This window comes from Enterobacter chuandaensis, from assembly GCF_039718975.1.
Taxonomy (GTDB): Bacteria; Pseudomonadota; Gammaproteobacteria; order Enterobacterales; family Enterobacteriaceae; genus Enterobacter; species Enterobacter chuandaensis.
Genome location: NZ_CP097174.1, coordinates 128176 through 152223 on the forward strand (window position 1 = coordinate 128176; position 24048 = coordinate 152223).

General features: G+C 55.2%; 23 protein-coding genes and 2 pseudogenes. 14 read left to right on the forward strand and 11 right to left on the reverse strand.

All coding sequences use genetic code 11. The annotated features are described in order from the left end of the window. Nucleotides 1-29 precede the first annotated feature (29 nt). A complete protein-coding gene (locus MX657_RS22980; protein WP_001053340.1) occupies nucleotides 30-1271 on the forward strand; it encodes a vWA domain-containing protein in 1242 nt (413 codons plus the stop codon). Between the two features lie 90 nt (nucleotides 1272-1361). Next, the gene (locus MX657_RS22985; RefSeq protein ID WP_000374058.1) at nucleotides 1362-1817 is read left to right on the forward strand and encodes a hypothetical protein; all 456 of its coding nucleotides are present in this window, start codon (nucleotides 1362-1364) and stop codon (nucleotides 1815-1817) included. A 240-nt stretch (nucleotides 1818-2057) separates the two neighbouring features. On the opposite strand, the gene MX657_RS22990 is transcribed toward MX657_RS22985, so the two are convergent. Both MX657_RS22990 and MX657_RS22995 read right to left on the reverse strand, forming a co-directional pair. Then, entirely contained in the window at nucleotides 2058-2249 is a 192-nt protein-coding gene (locus MX657_RS22990) for a DUF7706 family protein (RefSeq protein ID WP_000398479.1), read from the reverse strand. A gap of 91 nt (nucleotides 2250-2340) precedes the next feature. Further along, a complete protein-coding gene (locus MX657_RS22995; protein ID WP_001151572.1) occupies nucleotides 2341-2682 on the reverse strand; it encodes a hypothetical protein in 342 nt (113 codons plus the stop codon). Nucleotides 2683-3307: 625 nt separating this feature from the next. On the opposite strand from MX657_RS22995, the pseudogene MX657_RS23000 reads away from it, so the two are divergent. Beyond that, nucleotides 3308-3528: pseudogene (locus tag MX657_RS23000) on the forward strand (type I restriction-modification system subunit M N-terminal domain-containing protein); the annotation flags it as partial. A gap of 140 nt (nucleotides 3529-3668) precedes the next feature. Beyond that, a complete protein-coding gene (locus MX657_RS23005; protein ID WP_000880375.1) occupies nucleotides 3669-3923 on the forward strand; it encodes a hypothetical protein in 255 nt (84 codons plus the stop codon). 2 nt (nucleotides 3924-3925) lie between these two features. Here the strand turns inward: MX657_RS23005 and MX657_RS23010 are convergent, their stop codons facing one another. From MX657_RS23010 to MX657_RS23025, 4 genes are all read right to left on the reverse strand, one after another. After that, nucleotides 3926-4471 carry a 3'-5' exonuclease gene (locus MX657_RS23010; RefSeq protein WP_306307854.1) on the reverse strand — a complete coding sequence of 182 codons (546 nt, stop codon included), beginning with the start codon at nucleotides 4469-4471 and terminating at the stop codon, nucleotides 3926-3928. 111 nt (nucleotides 4472-4582) lie between these two features. Next, on the reverse strand, nucleotides 4583-5587 hold the full coding sequence (locus MX657_RS23015) for an IS110-like element IS4321 family transposase (protein ID WP_346808587.1): 1005 nt from the start codon (nucleotides 5585-5587) through the stop codon (nucleotides 4583-4585). 78 nt (nucleotides 5588-5665) lie between these two features. Beyond that, nucleotides 5666-8632 carry a Tn3-like element ISPa38 family transposase gene (locus MX657_RS23020; RefSeq protein ID WP_015065644.1) on the reverse strand — a complete coding sequence of 989 codons (2967 nt, stop codon included), beginning with the start codon at nucleotides 8630-8632 and terminating at the stop codon, nucleotides 5666-5668. 208 nt (nucleotides 8633-8840) lie between these two features. After that, a complete protein-coding gene (locus tag MX657_RS23025; RefSeq protein ID WP_001067834.1) occupies nucleotides 8841-9545 on the reverse strand; it encodes an IS6-like element IS26 family transposase in 705 nt (234 codons plus the stop codon). Nucleotides 9546-9777: 232 nt separating this feature from the next. Between MX657_RS23025 and aac(3)-IId the strand changes: the two genes are divergently transcribed. Both aac(3)-IId and MX657_RS23035 read left to right on the forward strand, forming a co-directional pair. Next, nucleotides 9778-10638, forward strand: coding sequence for an aminoglycoside N-acetyltransferase AAC(3)-IId (aac(3)-IId, locus tag MX657_RS23030; protein WP_000557454.1), 861 nt, complete (start codon nucleotides 9778-9780; stop codon nucleotides 10636-10638). A 12-nt stretch (nucleotides 10639-10650) separates the two neighbouring features. Continuing rightward, entirely contained in the window at nucleotides 10651-11193 is a 543-nt protein-coding gene (locus tag MX657_RS23035; protein WP_000587837.1) for an AAA family ATPase, read from the forward strand. A gap of 481 nt (nucleotides 11194-11674) precedes the next feature. Here the strand turns inward: MX657_RS23035 and MX657_RS23040 are convergent, their stop codons facing one another. After that, nucleotides 11675-11866, reverse strand: coding sequence for a hypothetical protein (locus tag MX657_RS23040; protein ID WP_000951934.1), 192 nt, complete (start codon nucleotides 11864-11866; stop codon nucleotides 11675-11677). A gap of 23 nt (nucleotides 11867-11889) precedes the next feature. Between MX657_RS23040 and MX657_RS23045 the strand changes: the two genes are divergently transcribed. The 4 genes from MX657_RS23045 (at nucleotide 11890) to MX657_RS23060 (ending at nucleotide 16470) form a co-directional block, all read left to right on the forward strand. Then, nucleotides 11890-12117 (forward strand): hypothetical protein, encoded by a 228-nt coding sequence (locus MX657_RS23045; RefSeq protein ID WP_000248278.1) that lies wholly within the window; start codon nucleotides 11890-11892, stop codon nucleotides 12115-12117. A 50-nt stretch (nucleotides 12118-12167) separates the two neighbouring features. After that, the gene (locus tag MX657_RS23050; protein ID WP_000080861.1) at nucleotides 12168-13304 is read left to right on the forward strand and encodes a DUF3883 domain-containing protein; all 1137 of its coding nucleotides are present in this window, start codon (nucleotides 12168-12170) and stop codon (nucleotides 13302-13304) included. A gap of 114 nt (nucleotides 13305-13418) precedes the next feature. After that, complete coding sequence (locus tag MX657_RS23055; RefSeq protein WP_000971921.1) at nucleotides 13419-14789, forward strand: IS1182-like element ISCfr1 family transposase; 1371 nt, start codon at nucleotides 13419-13421, stop codon at nucleotides 14787-14789. An 820-nt stretch (nucleotides 14790-15609) separates the two neighbouring features. Then, complete coding sequence (locus tag MX657_RS23060) at nucleotides 15610-16470, forward strand: broad-spectrum class A beta-lactamase TEM-1 (RefSeq protein ID WP_000027057.1); 861 nt, start codon at nucleotides 15610-15612, stop codon at nucleotides 16468-16470. A gap of 525 nt (nucleotides 16471-16995) precedes the next feature. Here the strand turns inward: MX657_RS23060 and MX657_RS23065 are convergent. After that, entirely contained in the window at nucleotides 16996-18000 is a 1005-nt protein-coding gene (locus tag MX657_RS23065; RefSeq protein ID WP_346808587.1) for an IS110-like element IS4321 family transposase, read from the reverse strand. Nucleotides 18001-18227: 227 nt separating this feature from the next. Between MX657_RS23065 and chrA the strand changes: the two genes are divergently transcribed. The 4 genes and pseudogenes from chrA to MX657_RS23085 all read left to right on the forward strand — a co-directional run bounded on the left by chrA (nucleotide 18228) and on the right by MX657_RS23085 (nucleotide 20740). Beyond that, nucleotides 18228-19433, forward strand: a complete 1206-nt coding sequence (chrA, locus tag MX657_RS23070; RefSeq protein ID WP_000184001.1) for a chromate efflux transporter — start codon at nucleotides 18228-18230, stop codon at nucleotides 19431-19433. A 10-nt stretch (nucleotides 19434-19443) separates the two neighbouring features. Then, nucleotides 19444-19749, forward strand: coding sequence for a PadR family transcriptional regulator (locus MX657_RS23075; protein WP_000130000.1), 306 nt, complete (start codon nucleotides 19444-19446; stop codon nucleotides 19747-19749). A 43-nt stretch (nucleotides 19750-19792) separates the two neighbouring features. Further along, nucleotides 19793-19858: pseudogene (locus MX657_RS23080) on the forward strand (EAL domain-containing protein); the annotation flags it as partial. Nucleotides 19859-19975: 117 nt separating this feature from the next. Next, a complete protein-coding gene (locus tag MX657_RS23085) occupies nucleotides 19976-20740 on the forward strand; it encodes an IS6-like element IS6100 family transposase (RefSeq protein WP_001389365.1) in 765 nt (254 codons plus the stop codon). Nucleotides 20741-21232: 492 nt separating this feature from the next. Here MX657_RS23085 and mphR(A) read toward each other — a convergent pair whose 3' ends face one another. The 3 genes from mphR(A) to MX657_RS23100 are packed head-to-tail and all read right to left on the reverse strand — an operon-like array spanning nucleotide 21233 to nucleotide 23957. Continuing rightward, nucleotides 21233-21817 carry a macrolide-binding transcriptional repressor MphR(A) gene (gene mphR(A), locus MX657_RS23090; RefSeq protein ID WP_001137892.1) on the reverse strand — a complete coding sequence of 195 codons (585 nt, stop codon included), beginning with the start codon at nucleotides 21815-21817 and terminating at the stop codon, nucleotides 21233-21235. Then, nucleotides 21817-23055: a macrolide resistance MFS transporter Mrx(A) gene (gene mrx(A) / locus MX657_RS23095; protein ID WP_000004159.1), complete on the reverse strand. Its 1239-nt coding sequence runs from the start codon at nucleotides 23053-23055 to the stop codon at nucleotides 21817-21819. Before mrx(A) ends, mphR(A) begins: the two co-directional genes overlap by 1 nt. Continuing rightward, nucleotides 23052-23957 carry an Mph(A) family macrolide 2'-phosphotransferase gene (locus tag MX657_RS23100; RefSeq protein ID WP_000219391.1) on the reverse strand — a complete coding sequence of 302 codons (906 nt, stop codon included), beginning with the start codon at nucleotides 23955-23957 and terminating at the stop codon, nucleotides 23052-23054. Before MX657_RS23100 ends, mrx(A) begins: the two co-directional genes overlap by 4 nt. Between the last annotated feature and the right edge of the window lie 91 nt (nucleotides 23958-24048).

The window sequence follows — 24048 nt, forward strand, 5'->3', positions numbered from 1 at the left end:
TAAAATAATCAAAAATCAGGAGAGTTAATGTGAATCTACAATCCGGACAAAACATACCACTTCAGCAATCTGCGATCAGGCTGAATCTTCAGTACCCTACCAAATCCGGCTTTAAAGGCGAACCCGATACCTGCCTGTTCCTGCTTAATGCTCAGGGAAAGGTCAGCGGCGATTCTGACTTTATCTTTTACAATAATCTGTCTTCTCCTGAAGGGGCAGTAAAGCTCGTTACCGGTTCTCAGCAGTCCAGCATTGAGATAGCACTGGATCGTGTTCCTGCGAACATCAGTAAAATTGCAATCACAGTTGTCATTGATGGTGAAGATACCATCAGTGGGCTCAGTTCGTTGAGCATGCAGGCTCAAGGAATCGCTGAGTTCCAGGCTGAGACTCAGGGCCGCAGTGAGAAAGCAATTATCCTGGGTGAAGTATATCGGCACAATGGCGCCTGGAAGCTTCGTGCGCTCGGGCAGGGTTTCAACGGTGGTCTTGAGCCTCTGGCCATTAGCTATGGCGTTGATGTCGCACAGCCAGCTCCGCAGCCAGCAAAGCCTGCTCGTATCAGTCTGGAAAAGAAACTGGAAACCAGATCTCCGCGCCTTGTAAGCCTCGCTAAAAAAGCCTCGGTCAGTCTTACTAAAAATAAACTGGACACCCTTGAGGCAGCGGTTGCATTTGTACTTGACGCATCCGGCTCAATGAGTGGCCAGTTCAGTAAGGGTAACGTTCAGTCTGTGCTGGACCGCATCGCCGTTCTTGCCGCCCAGTTCGACGACGACGGTGAAATGGATGTCTGGGGATTTGGAGAGAAGCATAAGAAGTATCCAAACGTCACACTGGACAACCTGGACACATATATTCAGTCCATTCGCGGGGCTGGAAAGCGTTCAGCCTGGGAGAACCTGCCGGGCCTCGGAGGGACAAACAACGAGCCTCCTGTGATGGAAGAAATAGTCGACTACTTTAAGGACTCGAAAATCCCGGTGTATGTTGTATTTATTACCGATGGCGGGATCAGCAAGACCCGGGCGATTAAAGATGCAATCCGGCGTTCTGCCAACTACCCCATCTTCTGGAAGTTTGTCGGCCTGGGTGGTTCAAGCTACGGTATCCTCAAAAATCTGGATGACTTTACTGACCGCCGGGTTGATAACACCCACTTCTTTGCCATGGATGATTTCGGTTCGATTAGCGATGAAAAGTTATATGATAATCTACTGGAAGAATTCAGACCGTGGATCGATGAAACAAAAAGGTTAGGCATCCTTTAATACGCACAGTTTGAGCTTGGTTGAATGAGCTCTACAGCAGCTTAATACTGTAGAGCCTTTGTTCATTGGAAATCGTACAGGGAGGCGCATATGGACCGCATCAAGTACCTGAAATGGATAGCTGAAGAATCACCAAGTACGGCTCAGCAGCTGGTGGCCTGGTTAAACAGAGCAAGGCACTATACGCCCGACATGAAAGAGCATCAGGCAGGTGTACAGATTCAAGAAAAGGGGATTGTTGTAGGGCTTAGACAAAGTACTAATCGTTATCATGGAGATTGTCTGACCATACATGTGGTACGGCTTCCGGAAGAAATACAAAACAAGGGATGGTTTAAGTCTTTTCTGAAGCTTTGCTGTGAATCGAATCCCTGGTGCGATGTTGTAATAGAAGACGTGAAAAACCCATATTTATTAAGCTTTTGTAAGAAACTAAACTTTACTGTATTAGATGAATTTTACCCGAATACTTACATAGTAAACACAGATGCCATTATGAGTTTACCTATCCCACCCTTAGGGAGATACGAAACCTATCTTTATTAAACCTGCGAACCTTTACCGGTTGCGTGGGGAGCGGATGGACTTCGGCTAAAGAAAAATCACATCGTCTATTTTGACCAGAAAAAGCTAATCTGCTTGATGTAATGCAGAAACGCATTACATTAATATCTTCTCCCAACAATCACCTGAACAATTCCCTGATTGCTTTTCACCTCATACCAGTGCTGGCTCATAGTTAGTCCTTAAGCAAATTTGTTATCGGAATAAAGAACGAAGCCAGCCTCATCGAGGCGCATAACCTTCTTCCCTTAACGCCTGTTGTAATTTTTCAATTGCGCTTTTCATTACCCAGGCTTCTTCGTCACTCACAGCACAGCCACGAAGATCGCTCCAGCTCAGACGTTTAACTAATTGAGCAAGGGCCATAGTTTCATTCTCATCAAGCTGCAAACTCAGTGTCTCAATACCTTCCACTATCTAACCTCCCTTATACTGAAAAATGGCGCTTTATTTCTGACCAGATGCCGAAGCCTTGAATGCGGCCGGAACTGCCGTTGTTTCTACTTTACAGAAATGGAATTAAAAAGTGGTGGTGCTGGGCACGTTTCTTTTCCAGTCGGGGTTTAAGCCAGAGCCGAAACTCATTCAACTTCTCAGCAGCCAAAACCGCTTCAACGGGGAAAACTTTATATTTACCCTGCTGCTGAGGTTCACCCAACCATCGCCTGATGGCTCCGTCAGTCCATAAACGAGTCTCTTTGAGCCTGGTTACAGTGACCCATTTCCTGGACCATTCATCAAATTGTCGCTGGCGATCCCGATAACGTTGTTCTTCCTGCTGACGAAGCCAGTCGCGATCAACAGCGAATTTTCGGTATCCAACAAAGAGCCCTTGTACTTTGGCCATGACAACATTCCGGTTTGCTTAGAACTGTTCAGACAGACATGTCAGGGATAAAGCTGAAGAAAAAGGTACAACGAAGAATAACCAAGACATAGGCCTGCCGGGTAAGTGGTGCGGTGCACAGGACTGTCGGAAAGTACGCTCAGAGAGGGTCGTTTAAGCATGATGCACCACCGCCAGCCAGCCTTAATAATGGTAATGTACCACTGGGTTACCAGACAGACCAGTAACGCATCAAACATAAAACTGTTTTTTAAAAAACGTCAGGAACGTAGCCTGACCTTTTAACCAGTGGTGTAAAAAACATACAGATTGCTCTGAGGTATGAGGTTCAGCAACTAGCCTTGTCGACGCAGAAACATTAAGTAATCAATAGCAGCTATCGCAAACAATGGTGAAAACCACCACGTGCTTTTCAACAAGCCAAGCGGCAGAAAGAGTACAGTTGCCATCGAATAAACAAAAACACGAACCATACCATCTGTAATAAACATAGGCTATTTGCAATCTGAGGTTGGATTGTAGATTTTAGTTAGAAATGGATCAAAGTCCGTTTTGTGCAAAACTTGGTTGACAACCCTCTTTTGGAAGATGTGCCGTTTCGTGCAAAAGTTGGTTGGAGGCCAAGATGGCAGAGTTCGTAGGTTCGGCTGCTTCGCAAGCTGATTTCATTTGGAAGAACGCGGAAGACCTGTGGGGGGGGATTTCAAGCATACCGACTTCGGCAAGATCATTTTGCCGTTTACTCTGCTGCGTCGATTGGAGTGCGCACTGGAGTCTACACGGGAAGCATCGCTCGATAGCCAACCAGCCACGATTGAGTTCTTAGAAGCAGAGTTCAGTGTTGATTTCGATGCGCTGCTATCTTGACCGCCAATCAGACCCGCATGGTTCAGGTTTGTGTATGAGAGTCCCCAAATGGCTGTAGTTCTAACCAAAGCCTTGATTGAAGCCGGCCGCGCCGGAAATAGTGGGTACAGAAAAGGCAGTTGCTTGCGCTGGGCGTAAGTTACCCGCCGAAAAGCGGCTGGATCGAACGACTGATCGGCACTGAGGTATCTGACGAGCAGTACGAACGCTTTCTGGGGCACAGCACGAGCAAGCAGGCTGAACAGATCCTACGCGGAGAGCAGCCAGCCAAGGGGCTTCAGTATGCAAAGCGAGCGAAGAAGCTCGCTTCTGAAAGAAAAGCCACAATTGATCTGGATAACGAGCACCTGTCTGAAATCGAAAAGTATCGGTAGCCCTAGACTTTTAGCCGCTGAAGATCTCTTAGATACCATTGGTGAAACTTGCTGAAGTCAGCCTTCTGTTTCTCTACCGTGCTGTTATAGATCGCATCACTGGTAACCGCACAAGCAGTCCAGCCAGCCTCATAGACGAAGCGAGTAGCTATCGGTGACTTCTTCGGGGTGCTATCCCAGCGGTTTTTGAGCCACCGCGCAAGCCCTTCATCAAGAGGGACCACCAGATTTAGCTGCTGTTTTGTGCGAGTGATACCGACATAAAACAGCCGACGTTCCTCCTCGATTTCCTCTTCGGCCGGAGGGGTGTTCATCGATGTGCGAACGCTGTAAACATCATCGGGTTTGCCGCCAGGAAATTCCTGCTCATTCAGCCCGATCAGGGGTCGTCTCAGAAAACGGAATCTATGGTCACTCCCGTTTTTGCAACACCGATTTTGACGACAAGTTGGCTTGCTTGAATCTATCCGGCGTCTGAATGGGATTTTATTCCCGCGCCTTGATGAGTTCCGCGCCTGATGAACCTCCAGAAAATATACGGCTTCAATGAGCCTTTCCGTTTTACAGGTTCCTCAACAGGCCGGTGGGCCGTTAGTATCATCAATATCAGTATTCGCAAAACCAGATCAGTAATTCTTTAAACCGGTGTATTTCTGCCGTTATGCTACATAAGTTTGCTGTCGTGCCGTTAGGGCCCAGGCTATTCTGGCCAGCTTGTTTGCCAGAGCACAAGTGACGACAAAGTTGCTTTTCCGGCACAGTAAATCCCTGACCCAATCGGCCAATTTGCCAGACTGGTGTTCCAGTTTTTGTATGAATACCCTGGCACATTGAACCAACAAAGTTCGGATCTTTTTATTACCTCGCTTACTAATTCCCAGCAATGTCGTCCTACCTCCCGTGCTGTACTGCCGAGGTACAAGCCCTGTTGCCACCGCAAAGTCACGGCTGCTGGCGTACTGCTTCCCGTCGCCAATCTCAGTTGAAATAGTACTCGCTGTCAGTGTTCCGACGCAGGGAATGCTCAGCAAGCGCTGTCCAACCTCATCTTCGTCCAACTTTCGTTTCAACTGGGATTCCAAATCTTTAATCTGCTCAACAAGATAGTGATAATGCTGTTGTAATTTCAGCAATAACTGGCTGAGGTAAAGAGGCAAACTATTATCCTCAAGAATGGTACTCAGTCGGCTAATAACGGCAGCTCCTCGGGGAACGCTAATGCCAAATTCCAGCAGAAAAGCATGCATTTGATTGGTTGTTTTTACCTTATCCTGAACCAGGGATTCACGGACACGATGCAGAGCCCGCATTGCCTGCTGAGATTCCGTTCTGGGCTGCACAAAACGCATAGACGGACGCGATGCAGCTTCACAAATAGCTTCGGCGTCGACAAAGTCGTTTTTATTGCTTTTAACGAACGGGCGGACAAATTGTGGTGATATCAGCTTTGGGGAATGCCCCAACTCTTCCAACTTGCGTGCCATAAAGTGAGAACCGCCACAGGCTTCCATTGCGATGGTTGTAGCGGGGCATGTCGCCAAAAATTCGATCAACTTTGGCCGGGTAAATTTTTTACGGTAAACAGCCTTCCCGCGACGATCCTGGCAATGAATATGGAAAGAGTTTTTACCCAGATCGATACCAATGAGCGCAATGTTTTCCATGATAGTTCTCCGAATGAAAGCCTGTCCTCAGCATAGTACCGGGAAGGAGGGAGTGACCATCTCATTAAATAAAGCACGCTAAGCCGGTTGCAGCGGCCGTAGCGGCCTGAACTTGCCCGCGCCGATCTTGGCGCTGCTGCGCCAGAGGTAATCGCCGGTCAGGTTGATGTGCTCCCAGCCGAGCGGCGACAGGTACTGCAACAGGCCGTCATCGACGGCTTGACCGTGGCCACGCAAGGCGTTCGCGGCCCGCTCCAGATAGACCGTGTTCCATAGCACGATGGCCGCCGTCACCAGGTTGAGGCCGCTGGCCCGGTAGCGCTGCTGCTCGAAGCTGCGGTCGCGGATTTCCCCCAGGCGGTTGAAGAACACGGCGCGGGCCAGCGCGTTGCGCGCCTCGCCTTTGTTCAGCCCGGCATGCACGCGGCGGCGCAGCTCGACGCTTTGCAGCCAGTCCAGGATGAACAGTGTGCGCTCGATGCGTCCCAGCTCACGCAGGGCGACGGCCAGGCCGTTCTGGCGCGGGTAGCTGCCAAGCTTCCTGAGCATCAGCGAGGCCGTCGCCGTGCCCTGCTTGATCGAGGTGGCCATCCGCAGGATTTCATCCCAATGGGCGCGGACGTGCTTGATGTTGAGCGTGCCGCCGATCATCGGTTTCAACGCCTCGTAGGTGGCATCGCCCTTCGGGATGTAGAGCTTGGTGTCGCCCAGGTCACGAATGCGCGGGGCGAAGCGGAAGCCCAGCAGGTGCATCAACGCGAAGACGTGGTCCGTGAACCCTGCCGTGTCGGTGTAGTGCTCCTCGATCCGCAGGTCGGATTCGTGATACAGCAGGCCGTCGAGCACGTAGGTCGAGTCGCGCACGCCGACGTTCACGACCTTGGTGTGGAACGGCGCGTACTGGTCGGAGATATGGGTGTAGAACGTCCGCCCTGGGCTGCTGCCGTATTTCGGATTGATGTGGCCGGTGCTCTCGGCCTTGCTGCCGGTGCGGAAGTTCTGGCCGTCCGACGATGACGTGGTGCCGTCGCCCCAATGCCCGGCGAAGGGATGTCGGAACTGCGCGTTGACCAGCTCGGCCAGTGCCGCCCCGTAGGTTTCGTCGCGGATGTGCCAGGCTTGCAGCCAGGCCAGCTTGGCGTAGGTCGTGCCGGGGCACGATTCCGCCATCTTGGTCAGGCCCAGGTTGATCGCGTCGGCGAGGATCGTGGTCAGCAACAGGTTTTTGTCCTTGGCCAGGTCGCCTGACTTCAGGTGGGCGAAGTGCCGGGTGAAGCCCGTCCATTCGTCTACCTCCAGCAGCAATTCGGTGATCTTGACGTGCGGTAGGATCATCGCCGTCTGGTCGATCAGGGCCTGTGCGGTATCGGGCACCGCCGCATCGAGCGGCGTGATCTTCAGGCCCGACTCCGTGATGATGGCGTCCGGCAGCTCGTTGGCCAGCGCCATGCGGTTGACGGTGGCGAGCTGCGTTTCCAGCAGCGTCAGCCGGTCATGCAGGTACTGGTCGCAATCGGTGGCCACGGCCAGCGGCAATTCGCTGGCCTGCTTGAGGCTGGCGAATTTCGCGGGCGGCACCAGGTAGTCCTCGAAGTCCTTGAACTGGCGCGAGCCTTGCACCCAGATGTCGCCGGAGCGCAGCGCGTTCTTCAGCTCCGACAGCGCGCACAGTTCGTAGTAGCGCCGGTCGATGCCGGTGTCGGTCATCACCAGCTTCTGCCAGCGCGGCTTGATGAACTCGGTCGGCGCGTCGGTGGGCACCTTGCGGGCGTTGTCGCTGTTCATGCTGCGCAGCACCTCGATGGCGTCGAGTACGTCCTTGGCGGCGGGCGCGGCCCGCAACTTGAGCACGTCGAGAAATTCCGGCGCGTAGCGGCGCAGCGTGGCGTAGCTCTCGCCGATGCGGTGCAGGAAATCGAAGTCCTCGGGTTGCGCGAGCCGCTGCGCTTCGGTGACGCTCTCGGCGAAAGCATCCCAGGACATGACGGCCTCGATGGCGGCGAACGGATCGCGGCCCGCTTGCTTGGCCTCGATCAGCGCCTGGCCGATGCGCCCGAACAGCCGCACCTTGGCATTGATCGCCTTGCCGGATGCCTGGAACTGCTGCTGATGCTTGTTCTTGGCGGCATTGAACAGCTTGCCCAGGATGCGGTCATGCAGGTCGATGATTTCGTCGGTGACGGTGGCCATGCCCTCGATGGCGAGCGCCACCAGGGTCGCGTAACGCCGCTGCGGCTCGAACTTCGCCAGGTCGGCGGGCGTCATCTGGCCGCCCTCGCGGGCGATCTTGAGCAGCCGGTTCTGGTGAACCAGCCGCTCGATGCCGGAGGGCAGGTCGAGCGCCTGCCACGCCTTGAGGCGTTCGATGTGTTCCAGCATGTGCCGCGAGTTCGGTTTGACCGGGGATTGCCGCAGCCAGGCCAGCCACGTCGTCTTGCCGTTGTCGCGGCGCTTGAGCAGATCGTCGAGGCGACGGCGATGCACGTCCGTCAGCGGCTCAGCCAAGGCGTCGTAGAGACGCCGGTTGGCGCGGGTAATCGCTTCGGCGCTCGCCCGCTCGACGGCGTTGAGGGCGGGCACAATGACCGACTGCCGCCGCAGGTGCTCGATCAAGGCTCTGGCCAGCACGATGCCCTTGTCGGTTTGCATGGCCAGCTCGGTCAGCAACTGGACAGCCTGCCGGTAGTGGCCAATCGTGAACGGCTGGAAGCCGAACACCGTTTGCAGCTCGACCAGGTGCTCGCGTCGGGTCTGCTCACGCTGCCCGTACTCGTCCCAGCTTTCGATGCCGACCTTGAGCTGGTTGGCGACCAGTCTCAGCAATGGCGGGAACGGTGGCTCATCAGCGCCAAGGATGACGCCGGGAAAGCGCAGGTAGCAGAGCTGCACCGCGAAGCCCAGCCGATTGGCCGGGCCGCGCCGCTGCCGGATGATGGAGAGGTCGCTTTCGCTGAACGTGTAGTGACGGATCAACTCATCCTTGGTGTCCGGCAACGCCAGCAGGCTTTCGCGCTCGGCGGCGGAGAGGATCGAACGGCGGGGCATGCGGTTTCCTTCTTCTTGAAAACGTAGGTTTGTGACAAGCCCGCCAAGGCAACCGGCGCGGCACGGGAATCAAGGCATTGCGATTCTCGAAAAGGCACTGTTGCAAAGTTAGCGATGAGGCAGCCTTTTGTCTTATTCAAAGGCCTTACATTTCAAGGCACTGTTGCAAAGTTAGCGATGAGGCAGCCTTTTGTCTTATTCAAAGGCCTTACATTTCAAAAACTCTGCTTACCAGGCGCATTTCGCCCAGGGGATCACCATAATAAAATGCTGAGGCCTGGCCTTTGCGTAGTGCACGCATCACCTCAATACCTTTGATGGTGGCGTAAGCCGTCTTCATGGATTTAAATCCCAGCGTGGCGCCGATTATCCGTTTCAGTTTGCCATGATCGCATTCAATCACGTTGTTCCGGTACTTAATCTGTCGGTGTTCAACGTCAGACGGGCACCGGCCTTCGCGTTTGAGCAGAGCAAGCGCGCGACCATAGGCGGGCGCTTTATCCGTGTTGATGAATCGCGGGATCTGCCACTTCTTCACGTTGTTGAGGATTTTACCCAGAAACCGGTATGCAGCTTTGCTGTTACGACGGGAGGAGATATAAAAATCGACAGTGCGGCCCCGGCTGTCGACGGCCCGGTACAGATACGCCCAGCGGCCATTGACCTTCACGTAGGTTTCATCCATGTGCCACGGGCAAAGATCGGAAGGGTTACGCCAGTACCAGCGCAGCCGTTTTTCCATTTCAGGCGCATAACGCTGAACCCAGCGGTAAATCGTGGAGTGATCGACATTCACTCCGCGTTCAGCCAGCATCTCCTGCAGCTCACGGTAACTGATGCCGTATTTGCAGTACCAGCGTACGGCCCACAGAATGATGTCACGCTGAAAATGCCGGCCTTTGAATGGGTTCATGTGCAGCTCCATCAGCAAAAGGGGATGATAAGTTTATCACCACCGACTATTTGCAACAGTGCCGTTTACTCATATATACTTTAGATTGATTTAAAACTTCATTTTTAATTTAAAAGGATCTAGGTGAAGATCCTTTTTGATAATCTCATGACCAAAATCCCTTAACGTGAGTTTTCGTTCCACTGAGCGTCAGACCCCGTATAGTGTTTTGCAGTTTAGAGGAGATATCGCGATGCATACGCGGAAGGCAATAACGGAGGCGCTTCAAAAACTCGGAGTCCAAACCGGTGACCTCTTGATGGTGCATGCCTCACTTAAAGCGATTGGTCCGGTCGAAGGAGGAGCGGAGACGGTCGTTGCCGCGTTACGCTCCGCGGTTGGGCCGACTGGCACTGTGATGGGATACGCGTCGTGGGACCGATCACCCTACGAGGAGACTCTGAATGGCGCTCGGCTGGATGACGAAGCCCGCCGTACCTGGCTGCCGTTCGATCCCGCAACAGCCGGGACTTACCGTGGGTTCGGCCTGCTGAATCAATTTCTGGTTCAAGCCCCCGGCGCGCGGCGCAGCGCGCACCCCGATGCATCGATGGTCGCGGTTGGTCCGCTGGCTGAAACGCTGACGGAGCCTCACGAACTCGGTCACGCCTTGGGGGAAGGATCGCCCGTCGAGCGGTTCGTTCGCCTTGGCGGGAAGGCCCTGCTGTTGGGTGCGCCGCTAAACTCCGTTACCGCATTGCACTACGCCGAGGCGGTTGCCGATATCCCCAACAAACGGTGGGTGACGTATGAGATGCCGATGCTTGGAAGAGACGGTGAAGTCGCCTGGAAAACGGCATCGGATTACGATTCAAACGGCATTCTCGATTGCTTTGCTATCGAAGGAAAGCCGGATGCGGTTGAAACTATAGCAAATGCTTACGTGAAGCTCGGTCGCCATCGAGAAGGTGTCGTGGGCTTTGCTCAGTGCTACCTGTTCGACGCGCAGGACATCGTGACGTTCGGCGTCACCTATCTTGAGAAGCATTTCGGAACCACTCCGATCGTGCCTCCGCACGAGGCCGTCGAGCGCTCTTGCGAGCCTTCAGGTTAGAGGCCGTCGACAATGATAATCTGGATCAACGGACCTTTCGGCGCCGGAAAGACGACGCTCGCTAAGCGGCTGCGCGATCGGCGTTCCAAATCGCTGATCTTTGACCCCGAGGAAATCGGGTTCGTGGTGAAAGAAACGGTCCCCATGCCAGCGAGCGGAGACTATCAGGATCTCCCCTTGTGGAGGGGACTTACGATCGCGGCGGTCAGGGAGATTCGAAGGAATTACTCGCAGGACATCATCATCCCAATGACGCTCGTGCACCCGGACTATCTGACTGAGATACTCGACGGGGTAAGGCGGATCGACGATCAGCTGCTGCACATCTTTCTGACGCTCAACGAGGACCTATTGCGTCACCGGATCGCGAACCAGACCATGCATCCTGACCCGAATCGAAATGCGGAGATTCGAGAGTGGCGATTAGCGAATGTCGCCCGATGCTTGGCCGCAAGGGAACGGCTTCCATGCACAACCCGTGTTCTCGATAGTGGTGCACACACCAGCGATGAACTCGCAGCGATGGTGCTCGACGGAATCGATGGGCGCACCTGATCGCCTTCGACGCCTGCGCAAAGCGTAGCGCGAGGGTGGCGGGCTCACGACCAAACGCCCAGAGGTCGATCATCGCAGGGATGTTTGGCTTTGTGGTGCGGACGACGGGACTCGAACCCGTACTCTCACAGAGAAGCAGATTTTCGTACCACCTCGACTTTCGCCGCCGTCTGATGACGTTCGTGGTCTGGACTGTCCCTTCGCCATTGCCCGAAGGCTTTAGGCGCCGCCCGTCCAGTCTCTACACCTTCCCCCGAAGGGGCTTGGCTCGGGATTGGCTTAGGGTATTGCCCGTTAGCGTTCCCCGACTTTGAGCGGTTCTACTCCGCGGATTTCCCCGCGGGCACTCCAATTTTAAAGTCTGCTGCGTCTACCGATTTCGCCACGTCCGCCTTTTTTCGCCGTTCCTAGCGCTCGTGCGATGCACCTATGTTGCACCTAGCGCCGAATCGTTCTTCGTCATCCTGAAAAACCACGTCTCCTAAAGCCTTGCATAGCTTATCTTTTCTCCACCACGAACTTTTTTGTGGGATGGTAGAAAAAAAGACTTTTTAAGTCCGCTGGCTTGCCAGGCCTTGTTAGCTTGTACGGTCATGGTTATCGGGTAAAGAATATTGACGGCATCGCTGGTGTCGGTGGCTGAAAAGCCGGCTCCCATCAGGGCAATAGCCATTTCAGATGCAGGCGTACAGGGCAATGGTCAACAGCTACAGCCTGTCTGACGATTCCGGCGTCATGGCTGCGGCGGCTATCACGCATTTTTTGTTCGGTCAGGCGGTGTTTTCGTACCTCAATGGTTGGAGCGTGTTGATCGGACCTGGTACAGGTTTGGACAGCACGGGCTGCAAATACGCAAGGGATTTAATGGGCCTGGTGGCGTTCACGGCTTTTATCGTGACGTTTCTGTTCAGGGGCTACTCATAATCTCGTGGCTCGGCGGTTCCCGGCACACCATGACAGTAAGGAAGGACCCTGTGTCTCAACTCTCCCAGCTTCGAAGCCCCGCCGCCGTGCAGGCTGCCATCGATGAGTTCGTGCAACTGGGCCGCACGAAATTCCTGGCGCGCCACGGCTACGGCAAGTCCCGCGACTTCCTGGTACGTGATCCGAAGACCGGCACCGATTGCGATTCCAAGGCCATCGCCGGTGTGGCCTTCGGCAAGCAATTTCCCGAGCAGGGCCCGCTCACTGCTGACAGCTTCTCCGGTGGCGAGACGACCGTCGTTCCGGCGCTGACGCGGCTCGGGTTTCGCATCATTCGCATCGGCGAAGACTGGTCCGAAGAAGAGGTCCTGGCCACGGTCGAAGACTATTTCGACATGCTGCGTGCCGAGGCGGCTGGGGAGCCGTACCACAAGTCCGAGCACAACCAGGCACTGCGCCAACTGCTGAACGGTCGCAGCAAGTCTTCAGTCGAGCTCAAGCACCAGAACATTAGCGCCGTACTCGATGCCCTGGGCCTGCCCTATATCAACGGCTACAAGCCACGCGGCAACAGCCAACTGCTGCTGCGTAAATCCGTACACGCCTACGTTCTGGAACATCAGCAGACGGTCGGCGCTCTTGTCGATGCCCTGGAGGAGGTAAAACTTCCGGGTGACAAAACCTACCGAGCGGCTTTGGTAGAACCACCCGCCCGTGAAGTGCTTGTGCGTACCCCGGCATCTCTACGGCAACGCCTACCGCGAAAGTTCGATTATGCCGCTCGCGATGAAGCCAACCGCAAGCTGGGCCGGGCAGGGGAGCAGTGGGTGATTGGCTACGAACAGCAACGCCTGACCGAGCTCGGCCACCCAGAGCTTTTTCAGCGGCTGGATTGGGTGTCCGACACCCAGGGAGACGGTGCGGGGTTCGACATCCTGTCGTTCGAAGAGGACGCCCATGAGCGCTTCATCGAGGTGAAAACCACCAATGGCGGGGTAGGCTCGTCTTTCTTGGTCAGCCACAACGAACTCGAATTCTCCAAGGAGGCGGGCGATCAATTCCATCTGTATCGCGTGTTCCAGTTTCGGGACGGTCCGCGCCTGTTCACGCTACCCGGCGACCTCAGCCAACATGTGCATCTCAAGCCGACGGACTACCGGGCGAGTTTCCGGAGTTTGGTGGGGTAAAGGCAGGGTTCTGTTGAGCCGAATGGCTGTGTGCGGCCGATTCTGTTGAAAAAGTAGCGGCCTCCCCATGCCGTTGGCAAAATTGCTTTGTCAGCGAGCGTGGGGGCGAACAGCATGATGGGACAGTTACCGGGAGGACAGCAGCGCCTGTTCTACTCGTTCAATCTGGAAGATCACGTCCCGGCCCAACATCTCCTGCGCAGCATCGACCAGTGCTTGGATCTCAGTGATCTACGTGCCTACCTGGCAGATTTCTATAGCCCCATCGGGCGTCCCTCGATTGACCCGGAGTTGATGGTGCGCATGCTGGTCGTCGGCTACTGCTATGGCATTCGTTCCGAGCGGCGATTGTGCGAAGAGGTGCACCTGAACCTGGCCTATCGCTGGTTCTGCCGGTTGGGTCTGGAAGACGAAGTCCCCAATCACTCGACCTTCTCGAAGAATCGCCATGGGCGTTTTCGTGACAGCGATCTATTCCGCTGGTTATTCAATGAGGTGCTGCGGCGCTGCATGGCAGCCGGCCTAGTCAAGGGTGAAGGTTTCGCCGTCGACGCCAGCATCATTAAGGCGGATGCCAGCCGGCAACGTGGGGTGGCGGGAGATGAGGTCGATTGGAACGATCCAAAGCTCAGCAGCCGCGCAGTGCGCGAGTACCTCGAAGCCCTTGATGAAGAGGCGCTGGCTGAGGCTCTTCCCAAGAAAATTTCGCTCACTGATCCTCAGTCCCGTTGGACAGCAGCGCCAGGTGGCCCGGCCTTTTTTGCCTACTCCACGAATTACCTGATCGACACTGAGCACGGTGTGATCATGGACGTGGAAGCTACCCCGGCGCACCGTACCGCCGAAGTCGATTCGACTAGGACGATGGTCGAGCGTGTCGAGGCGCAGTTCGATCTCACACCGGAACGCCTTATCGGCGATACCGCTTATGGCACCGCCCCGATGCTGGCCTGGATGGTCGAAGAAAAGGACATCGAACCGCATGTGCCGGTGTGGGACAAGACCGAGCGCAAGGACGACAGCCTCTCCAGTAACGACTTTCACTGGAGTCAGGACGCCAATGAATATCGCTGCCCAGCCGGCAAACCGCTACGCAGTGAATGGCGCGCCTTCACCCAGCAAAGGTCGCGGGTAACTAAGGCCAAAACCGTCATTTACCGCTCCAGCCAAACCGACTGCGCCACCTGCCCGTTGAAAGCGAAATGCTGCCCCAACACGCCGAATCGGAAGATCGTCCGCAGCATCCATGAGGCTGCCCGCGACGTGGCTCGACGCATCGCCAAGACACCGGAGTACCTCGTCTCTCGCTGCGAACGAAAGAAGGTGGAGATGCTTTTCGCCCACCTCAAACGGATCATGAAACTCGACCGTTTACGACTGCGTGGCCTAACGGGTGCCACTGACGAATTCACCTTGGCTGCGATGGTGCAGAACCTGCGCCGCATGGCCAAGCTTTTGCCTCAAGGGCCACCGCTGACGGGATAGGTATGCCTGCTACGAGCAGAAACCCTCAAATTAACCCTTAAACCTGAGCAAGGACGCTCAGTGAAACGCCGGAAGGCAACTTGAAGTGGCTTGCAGCCACTTCGACAGCAGGCACACCTGATCGGCAGGCTGCCGCTAAAGCTACTTTTTCAACAGAATCGGCCGATTTGTGCCGGTCGTCAAGGACCGCTTCGGATCACTCTCAACCGGATCGCGGGCCAGCTGATTTGCTAAAACCCGCGCCAAACTCAACGAAGGATTTCGCATGATCCGTTTTTTTTGGCGATCACGCTCGGCCTGATGGTTGGCTGCTCGTCGAGTTCAAGTTCGATCTGATCAGTGAGCGGTAGCGCAAGTGGATCGCCTCAGCCAAGCAGCGTTGTTGCCGGCGGCCGGAAGAAAGCCTTGAACTAGTAGCGGAAAGGATGAAACTTTATTTTTACGATTCTCAGCATTTTCCAAGGTTGAGCGAAAATTAGGATGATACTTTAATGATTCCGGCCTCCATCCCCACAAAACGCTTGCAGATGGCAGAATTGAAATAAGTCATTGTTTTAAATGGATTTTTGCAGGAATTGCTACGTTGCAGGGTCCTGTAGTTAGGATGACACTTTATTTTCCTCCCACAGGCCTCGTGATACGCCTATTTTTATAGGTTAATGTCATGATAATAATGGTTTCTTAGACGTCAGGTGGCACTTTTCGGGGAAATGTGCGCGGAACCCCTATTTGTTTATTTTTCTAAATACATTCAAATATGTATCCGCTCATGAGACAATAACCCTGGTAAATGCTTCAATAATATTGAAAAAGGAAGAGTATGAGTATTCAACATTTTCGTGTCGCCCTTATTCCCTTTTTTGCGGCATTTTGCCTTCCTGTTTTTGCTCACCCAGAAACGCTGGTGAAAGTAAAAGATGCTGAAGATCAGTTGGGTGCACGAGTGGGTTACATCGAACTGGATCTCAACAGCGGTAAGATCCTTGAGAGTTTTCGCCCCGAAGAACGTTTTCCAATGATGAGCACTTTTAAAGTTCTGCTATGTGGTGCGGTATTATCCCGTGTTGACGCCGGGCAAGAGCAACTCGGTCGCCGCATACACTATTCTCAGAATGACTTGGTTGAGTACTCACCAGTCACAGAAAAGCATCTTACGGATGGCATGACAGTAAGAGAATTATGCAGTGCTGCCATAACCATGAGTGATAACACTGCTGCCAACTTACTTCTGACAACGATCGGAGGACCGAAGGAGCTAACCGCTTTTTTGCACAACATGGGGGATCATGTAACTCGCCTTGATCGTTGGGAACCGGAGCTGAATGAAGCCATACCAAACGACGAGCGTGACACCACGATGCCTGCAGCAATGGCAACAACGTTGCGCAAACTATTAACTGGCGAACTACTTACTCTAGCTTCCCGGCAACAATTAATAGACTGGATGGAGGCGGATAAAGTTGCAGGACCACTTCTGCGCTCGGCCCTTCCGGCTGGCTGGTTTATTGCTGATAAATCTGGAGCCGGTGAGCGTGGGTCTCGCGGTATCATTGCAGCACTGGGGCCAGATGGTAAGCCCTCCCGTATCGTAGTTATCTACACGACGGGGAGTCAGGCAACTATGGATGAACGAAATAGACAGATCGCTGAGATAGGTGCCTCACTGATTAAGCATTGGTAACTGTCAGACCAAGTTTACTCATATATACTTTAGATTGATTTAAAACTTCATTTTTAATTTAAAAGGATCTAGGTGAAGATCCTTTTTGATAATCTTATGACCAAAATCCCTTAACGTGAGTTTTCGTTCCACTGAGCGTCAGACCCCTTATCTGAACATAAAACACTATCAATAAGTTGGAGTCATTACCCCCCGGACGAGTGGGAATCCATGGTAGGGATTTTTACCGAAATGGAAGAACACTATTAGGGGGCACCTCAGAAAACGGAATCTATGGTCACTCCCGTTTTTGCAACACCGATTTTGACGACAAGTTGGCTTGCTTGAATCTATCCGGCGTCTGAATGGGATTTTATTCCCGCGCCTTGATGAGTTCCGCGCCTGATGAACCTCCAGAAAATATACGGCTTCAATGAGCCTTTCCGTTTTACAGGTTCCTCAACAGGCCGGTGGGCCGTTAGTATCATCAATATCAGTATTCGCAAAACCAGATCAGTAATTCTTTAAACCGGTGTATTTCTGCCGTTATGCTACATAAGTTTGCTGTCGTGCCGTTAGGGCCCAGGCTATTCTGGCCAGCTTGTTTGCCAGAGCACAAGTGACGACAAAGTTGCTTTTCCGGCACAGTAAATCCCTGACCCAATCGGCCAATTTGCCAGACTGGTGTTCCAGTTTTTGTATGAATACCCTGGCACATTGAACCAACAAAGTTCGGATCTTTTTATTACCTCGCTTACTAATTCCCAGCAATGTCGTCCTACCTCCCGTGCTGTACTGCCGAGGTACAAGCCCTGTTGCCACCGCAAAGTCACGGCTGCTGGCGTACTGCTTCCCGTCGCCAATCTCAGTTGAAATAGTACTCGCTGTCAGTGTTCCGACGCAGGGAATGCTCAGCAAGCGCTGTCCAACCTCATCTTCGTCCAACTTTCGTTTCAACTGGGATTCCAAATCTTTAATCTGCTCAACAAGATAGTGATAATGCTGTTGTAATTTCAGCAATAACTGGCTGAGGTAAAGAGGCAAACTATTATCCTCAAGAATGGTACTCAGTCGGCTAATAACGGCAGCTCCTCGGGGAACGCTAATGCCAAATTCCAGCAGAAAAGCATGCATTTGATTGGTTGTTTTTACCTTATCCTGAACCAGGGATTCACGGACACGATGCAGAGCCCGCATTGCCTGCTGAGATTCCGTTCTGGGCTGCACAAAACGCATAGACGGACGCGATGCAGCTTCACAAATAGCTTCGGCGTCGACAAAGTCGTTTTTATTGCTTTTAACGAACGGGCGGACAAATTGTGGTGATATCAGCTTTGGGGAATGCCCCAACTCTTCCAACTTGCGTGCCATAAAGTGAGAACCGCCACAGGCTTCCATTGCGATGGTTGTAGCGGGGCATGTCGCCAAAAATTCGATCAACTTTGGCCGGGTAAATTTTTTACGGTAAACAGCCTTCCCGCGACGATCCTGGCAATGAATATGGAAAGAGTTTTTACCCAGATCGATACCAATGAGCGCAATGTTTTCCATGATAGTTCTCCGAATGAAAGCCTGTCCTCAGCATAGTACCGGGAAGGAGGGAGTGACCATCTCATTAAATAAAGCACGCTAAGCCGTAAGTAAGCGTGCTCCTGTGAAAGCCACAGCTAAAACTGCGTAGTACACATAGAGGTATTTTTTTCTAGATTTATATCGAATTTCGTTATCGAATTTCGCTTATTATTGATCAACTCGTTGCAGATCATGAAGGCGAAAGTATGACGAATAACCCTACCGATGACAGCAGACCATGGTCGGTCTTTCTTATTTTTCTGCGGCTTGGATTGACATCTTTTGGCGGCCCCATTGCGCACTTGGGCTACTTCCGCGCCGAATTTGTCACACGGCGGCGCTGGCTCTCCGAACGGAGCTATGCTGACTTGGTCGCGCTTTGTCAGTTCTTGCCAGGGCCTGCAAGCAGCCAGGTCGGCATAGCGGTAGGACTGTCTCGGGCTGGATACAGCGGGGCGCTGGCTGCTTGGGCTGGCTTCACGCTGCCGTCTGCCATAGCCTTGATCCTTTTTGCGCTCGGCATCTCCAGCTATGGCGATTACGTCTCGCAGGGCGCGTTGCATGGCTTAAAAGTGGTGGCTGTGGCCGTGGTCGCTCAAGCAGTATGGGGCATGGCGCGTAACCTATGCACGGATGGGCTGCGAGTCACCATCATGGCAATTGCTACCTGCGTCGTTTTACTTGTGCCGTCCGCGTGGGGACAGGTTGGCGTGATTGCTATCGCAGGCATCGCAGGCCGGTTATTGTTCAAGCCAGCGAAAGTTGTTGAGCATGACCCCCTACCTATCACGGTCAGTCACCGGGCCGGCGTGCTTTGGCTCTCGCTGTTCTTTGTCTTGCTGATTGGCCTGCCGGTGTTGGCCGAACTGATGCCAAGTCAAACCATGGCAATGGTGGATTCCTTCTATCGTGTCGGATCACTGGTGTTCGGCGGTGGTCACGTTGTGCTGCCATTACTGCAAGCCGAAGTGGTGCCCTCCGGCTGGGTCAACAATGAATCCTTTCTCGCGGGGTACGGGGCAGCTCAAGCGGTGCCCGGCCCTTTGTTCACGTTCGCCGCGTTTCTTGGTGCCTCGATGAACACCGCCCCGTCGGGCTGGATCGGCGGCATTGTGTGTCTGCTGGCTATCTTCGCGCCCTCGTTCTTGCTGGTCGTCGGATCAATGCCATTTTGGGAGCGTTTGCGCCGCAATACAGGCATCCAAGCTGCGCTGGCCGGGATCAATGCCGCTGTAGTCGGCTTGCTGCTGGCCGCGCTGTATCAGCCTGTATGGACTAGCGCCATCTTTCAGCCGCAAGACTTCGGCTTGGCATTAGTTGCCCTTGTCGCACTTATGTTCTGGAAGCTCCCGCCGTGGCTGGTTGTCCTCGGTAGCGGTGCAGCTGGGTGGCTGTTGAGCGTCGCTCTGTGAGGCACAAAAAATGACTGACAAAGACCTCTACGGCGGTTTGATCCGCCTGCACATCCTTCACCATGCAGCCGAGGAACCTGTCTTTGGGCTGGGGATCATCGAAGAGCTACGCCGACACGGCTACGAGATGAGCGCTGGCACCGTGTACCCGATGCTGCACGGCCTGGAAAAAAAAGGCTATCTGACCTCACGCCACGAACGCACCGGGCGACGTGAACGGCGTGTTTATGACATCACTGAACAAGGCAGAACTGCACTTGCTGATGCGAAAACAAAGGTCAAGGAGCTGTTCGGAGAGTTGGTAGAAGGTGGTTGAGTTTTTGCTTCTATGTCAGGTTGAGCTATACCCTAACTGGATTGTCATTTTCAGAAGACGACTGCACCAGTTGATTGGGCGTAATGGCTGTTGTGCAGCCAGCTCCTGACAGTTCAATATCAGAAGTGATCTGCACCAATCTCGACTATGCTCAATACTCGTGTGGGCTCTGTTGCAAAAATCGTGAAGCTTGAGCATGCTTGGCGGAGATTGGACGGACGGAACGATGACGGATTTCAAGTGGCGCCATTTCCAGGGTGATGTGATCCTGTGGGCGGTGCGCTGGTATTGTCGCTATCCGATCAGCTATCGCGACCTTGAGGAAATGCTGGCGGAACGCGGCATTTCGGTCGACCATACGACGATCTATCGCTGGGTCCAGTGCTACGCCCCGGAGATGGAGAAGCGGCTGCGCTGGTTCTGGCGGCGTGGCTTTGATCCGAGCTGGCGCCTGGATGAAACCTACGTCAAGGTGCGGGGCAAGTGGACCTACCTGTACCGGGCAGTCGACAAGCGGGGCGACACGATCGATTTCTACCTGTCGCCGACCCGCAGCGCCAAGGCAGCGAAGCGGTTCCTGGGCAAGGCCCTGCGAGGCCTGAAGCACTGGGAAAAGCCTGCCACGCTCAATACCGACAAAGCGCCGAGCTATGGTGCAGCGATCACCGAATTGAAGCGCGAAGGAAAGCTGGACCGGGAGACGGCCCACCGGCAGGTGAAGTATCTCAATAACGTGATCGAGGCCGATCACGGAAAGCTCAAGATACTGATCAAGCCGGTGCGCGGTTTCAAATCGATCCCCACGGCCTATGCCACGATCAAGGGATTCGAAGTCATGCGAGCCCTGCGCAAAGGACAGGCTCGCCCCTGGTGCCTGCAGCCCGGCATCAGGGGCGAGGTGCGCCTTGTGGAGAGAGCTTTTGGCATTGGGCCCTCGGCGCTGACGGAGGCCATGGGCATGCTCAACCACCATTTCGCAGCAGCCGCCTGATCGGCGCAGAGCGACAGCCTACCTCTGACTGCCGCCAATCTTTGCAACAGAGCCCGCCGTGCTAGTCTGCTCGGTGATGGTGGAGTGAAGCCAACCCGCAATCGGGTTATGAATCTGCATCGCGATTCGCAATCAGCTGTCTCTTGAGCATGTCGAACTCCTGCGATGTTATCTCGCCGTGCTCGTGCTGCTACACCAACTTGTCCAACTCATCCGCCACACCGCTCCCCACCACCTGCGATGGCCAGGTTGTTTGCTGGGCGCATTGGCGGAGTATCGTCTCGACCCGGGACACCCACACCGGCACAACCTTACGGGAGTGATTCACTGTCAAAGAATCGGCCCGGTGCTCTGACGCAAGTATCGGGATGGTCACCATTTGTAAGCCGTAGACCTGAGTGGTGATCAAGACTTCGATACCACCGACCGTACCGGTACTAATCGACGACGGTCGTGTTCGTCGCCTGCCGCAGGGACTCTGCACACCTCCGTTTACGCATGTGCCTGGAGGAGTTGGAAATCGTCGTGTTCGGGAAACATTAAACACAGGATGGCAGCGATCTGAGCCAGCACATGATCAGCTAGCTCACCATCCGGATCGACGGCCCACTGCATCGTCGCGCCAGCGATGACCGAGTGCAGGAGCAACTCAGCTGCCGCAGGAGCACCTGGGGGCAGTCGCTTGCGGATCCCCTCCACCACCGCGCGGTTCCGCTGGATCGCAAGCGTGCGTAGCTCCGGCACCTGGAGCTCGTACCAGGAGATGAGATAGTTCACCGAGAAGTCGTTGCGAGTGTTCATGCTCCGAACGAGCACCTGCAAAAATTCCCAGAGCCCTTGCGGCCCTGCGCCTATCGGTATCGCATTCAGGTAATGCCGCACCTGCTCGACGCCGCGCTCCATCATCCTCACCAGCAGCGTATCGCGGTTGGTGAAGCGCTGGATTAACGCTGCGCGGGAGAGCCCCACCTCCTTTGCTACTCCGCTGAGCGTGAACTCTATGGGACCGCAACGCTTCAGCACTACGGTGGCGGCCTCGAGTACCTCGTCATCGGACTTGAGCTTGGGGCGGGGCATCAGTGTTCACCTTCTGTATGGGTTGGGGCGGAGGCTGTGGCTGCCGCCGCCATTGTAGCAAATTGAAGACGGAGCGAGAGTAGAGCCACGAGCCCCGCAAACACGGCCGATACAACGAGGCCAGGGAGCGGACCAGCAAGGTCGACAAACGCGCCGGCCGCAAGCATAACCATGGGCGAGGCTGACAGCATCACCGCCGAGACCGTGCCGAGTACCCGGCCGAGAAGTTCTGGCGGCGTGCGGTTGTAGATGGCAGCGTTGAGAATGGGAGAGACTGAGCCGGTCAGCAGTCCCACGAGCGCGCCCAACAACATCAGCACCGGCACGCCTGGCAACTGTGAAAGCAGAAGCGAGCCCACCGCAGAGCCACAAAATGCCACCGCCAGCCAGTTCTGCGCTGATATCCGGGCGCCGACCGACGCATGAATGGCAATGCCAAGGAGACCACCAGCCCCCATCATTGAGGAGAACAGCCCGAGCTCTGCTACTTGGCGTCCTGCATCTACAAACAGCGCAGGCATGATGACGCTGCCGTTGGCGCCAACGATGCCCACGAAGATCATCACTATACCAAAGAGAGGGCGCAGCAGGGGTTCGCTCCAGAGAAAAGCGACGCCGGCGCGCATGGAGAGAGTCGCCGTCGTGGTCATCGTCCGAGCGGCACGCGCGGGAAGCACCCACGCGCCGAGCAGACCTGCAAGGACGGAGCAGAACGCCGTCAGCCCGAGCGTTGGCGCAGCGCCAAGCAGGCCGATTGCGGCCCCCCCAAGGGCCGGGCCACCTAGAATCGCGACGTTCCCGATCACCGCTTTCAGTGACGAGACGCGCTCAACGGAGAGCCCGGCGACGTGGCCGAGTTTGGGCAGCTCACTGTCCTGCGCGGCCATACCGGGTGCGTCGAACGCGGCACCGAGCACCACGCAAGCGATCAGCCCAGTGTTCGAGAGGGCGCCAACGGCATCGAGCAGTGGGATGCTCGCCATGGCCACGCCGCCCACCACACCCGAGATCAATGCGACGGGCGCGCGCCCGAACCGATCGACGAGGCCACCACCAACCCACGCGCCGATGATGGTCGCGATGACGCTGCTAGCGGCCGTGGCGCCCGCCCAGGCCGCGCTCTTTGTATGAGACAGGACGAACCATGGAAGCGCGAGGGCCGCCACCGCGTTGCCGATCCGGAAGAGAAAGGTCGCCGCGAACAGCGTCGCGAGCGGGCTATATCGACGTTCGCTCATTCCGCTGCGGCGAGCTGCGCCTTCGCCGCAGCGAGGTACTCTTCGTTACCCGAGTCGAGGGCGAAGAGTGCGTAGGTGACCGCCCCGAACGCAAGGCGCTCCGCGATGTGGTGGGCGAGCCGCGGCCACACCCGGCCACCGGCCGCTTCATACGTGAGGAGGAGCTTCGCGAGCCCCTCTTCACCAAAGACCATAAGGTGCGCGGCCATGTCGATGGCAGGGTCATCAACGCGGGCCTCGCTCCAGTCGATCATCCCGCTGACGCGCTCCGTGTTGTCGATGAGCACATGGCCCACGTAGAGATCGCCATGCACCACCACGGAGAAATCTGGCCACGACGAATCGTCGTCGAGCCAGCGCTGCCACCGGTGGAGGCGCTTGTCGTTCACCACGAACTCGCGTCGGACGCGGTCAACGTCGTCGGCCACCTTCTGACGGGCCTGCGTCGGTGTACGGATGAGCATCCCCGCATCCACGGCGGCGGAAATGGGGACGGCATGCAGGGCGGCGAGCGCGGTCGCGAAGCTCTCCGCGAAGACCTCCGAGTCCTGCGGCACGACCCAGTCGGGCGTGGACGAACCAGGCTGGATGACCATCGCAGTCGAGTCTTCGAGCATGGGATAGGCAACGAGCTCGGCGTTGGCCACGCGCCAGTCCGGCACCGCGAACGGCAGGCGATTCTTGAGCATTGCCAGCACCCGCGCCTCTGGTTCGACCTTCGCGCTTACCTCGGCTCGGCGCGGGATGCGCAGCACCCACCGACGTCCATCGTCGACGGTGGCGATCACGATCCTATAGTCGAGCCCAAGCTCATTGACAGTCAGCGGGCCATGGAGCTTGAGCCCATGTCGGGCTGCAAGTGCGTACAGTTGGGAGGTATCGGCGGTCGTGACTACGGTCATGATTCACTCCTGAGGGCTTGACGGGTTTAGCCACCTAAATGTAACAGTCACGTCGGTTATATTCAATCCGGCACTGTTGCAAAGTTAGCGA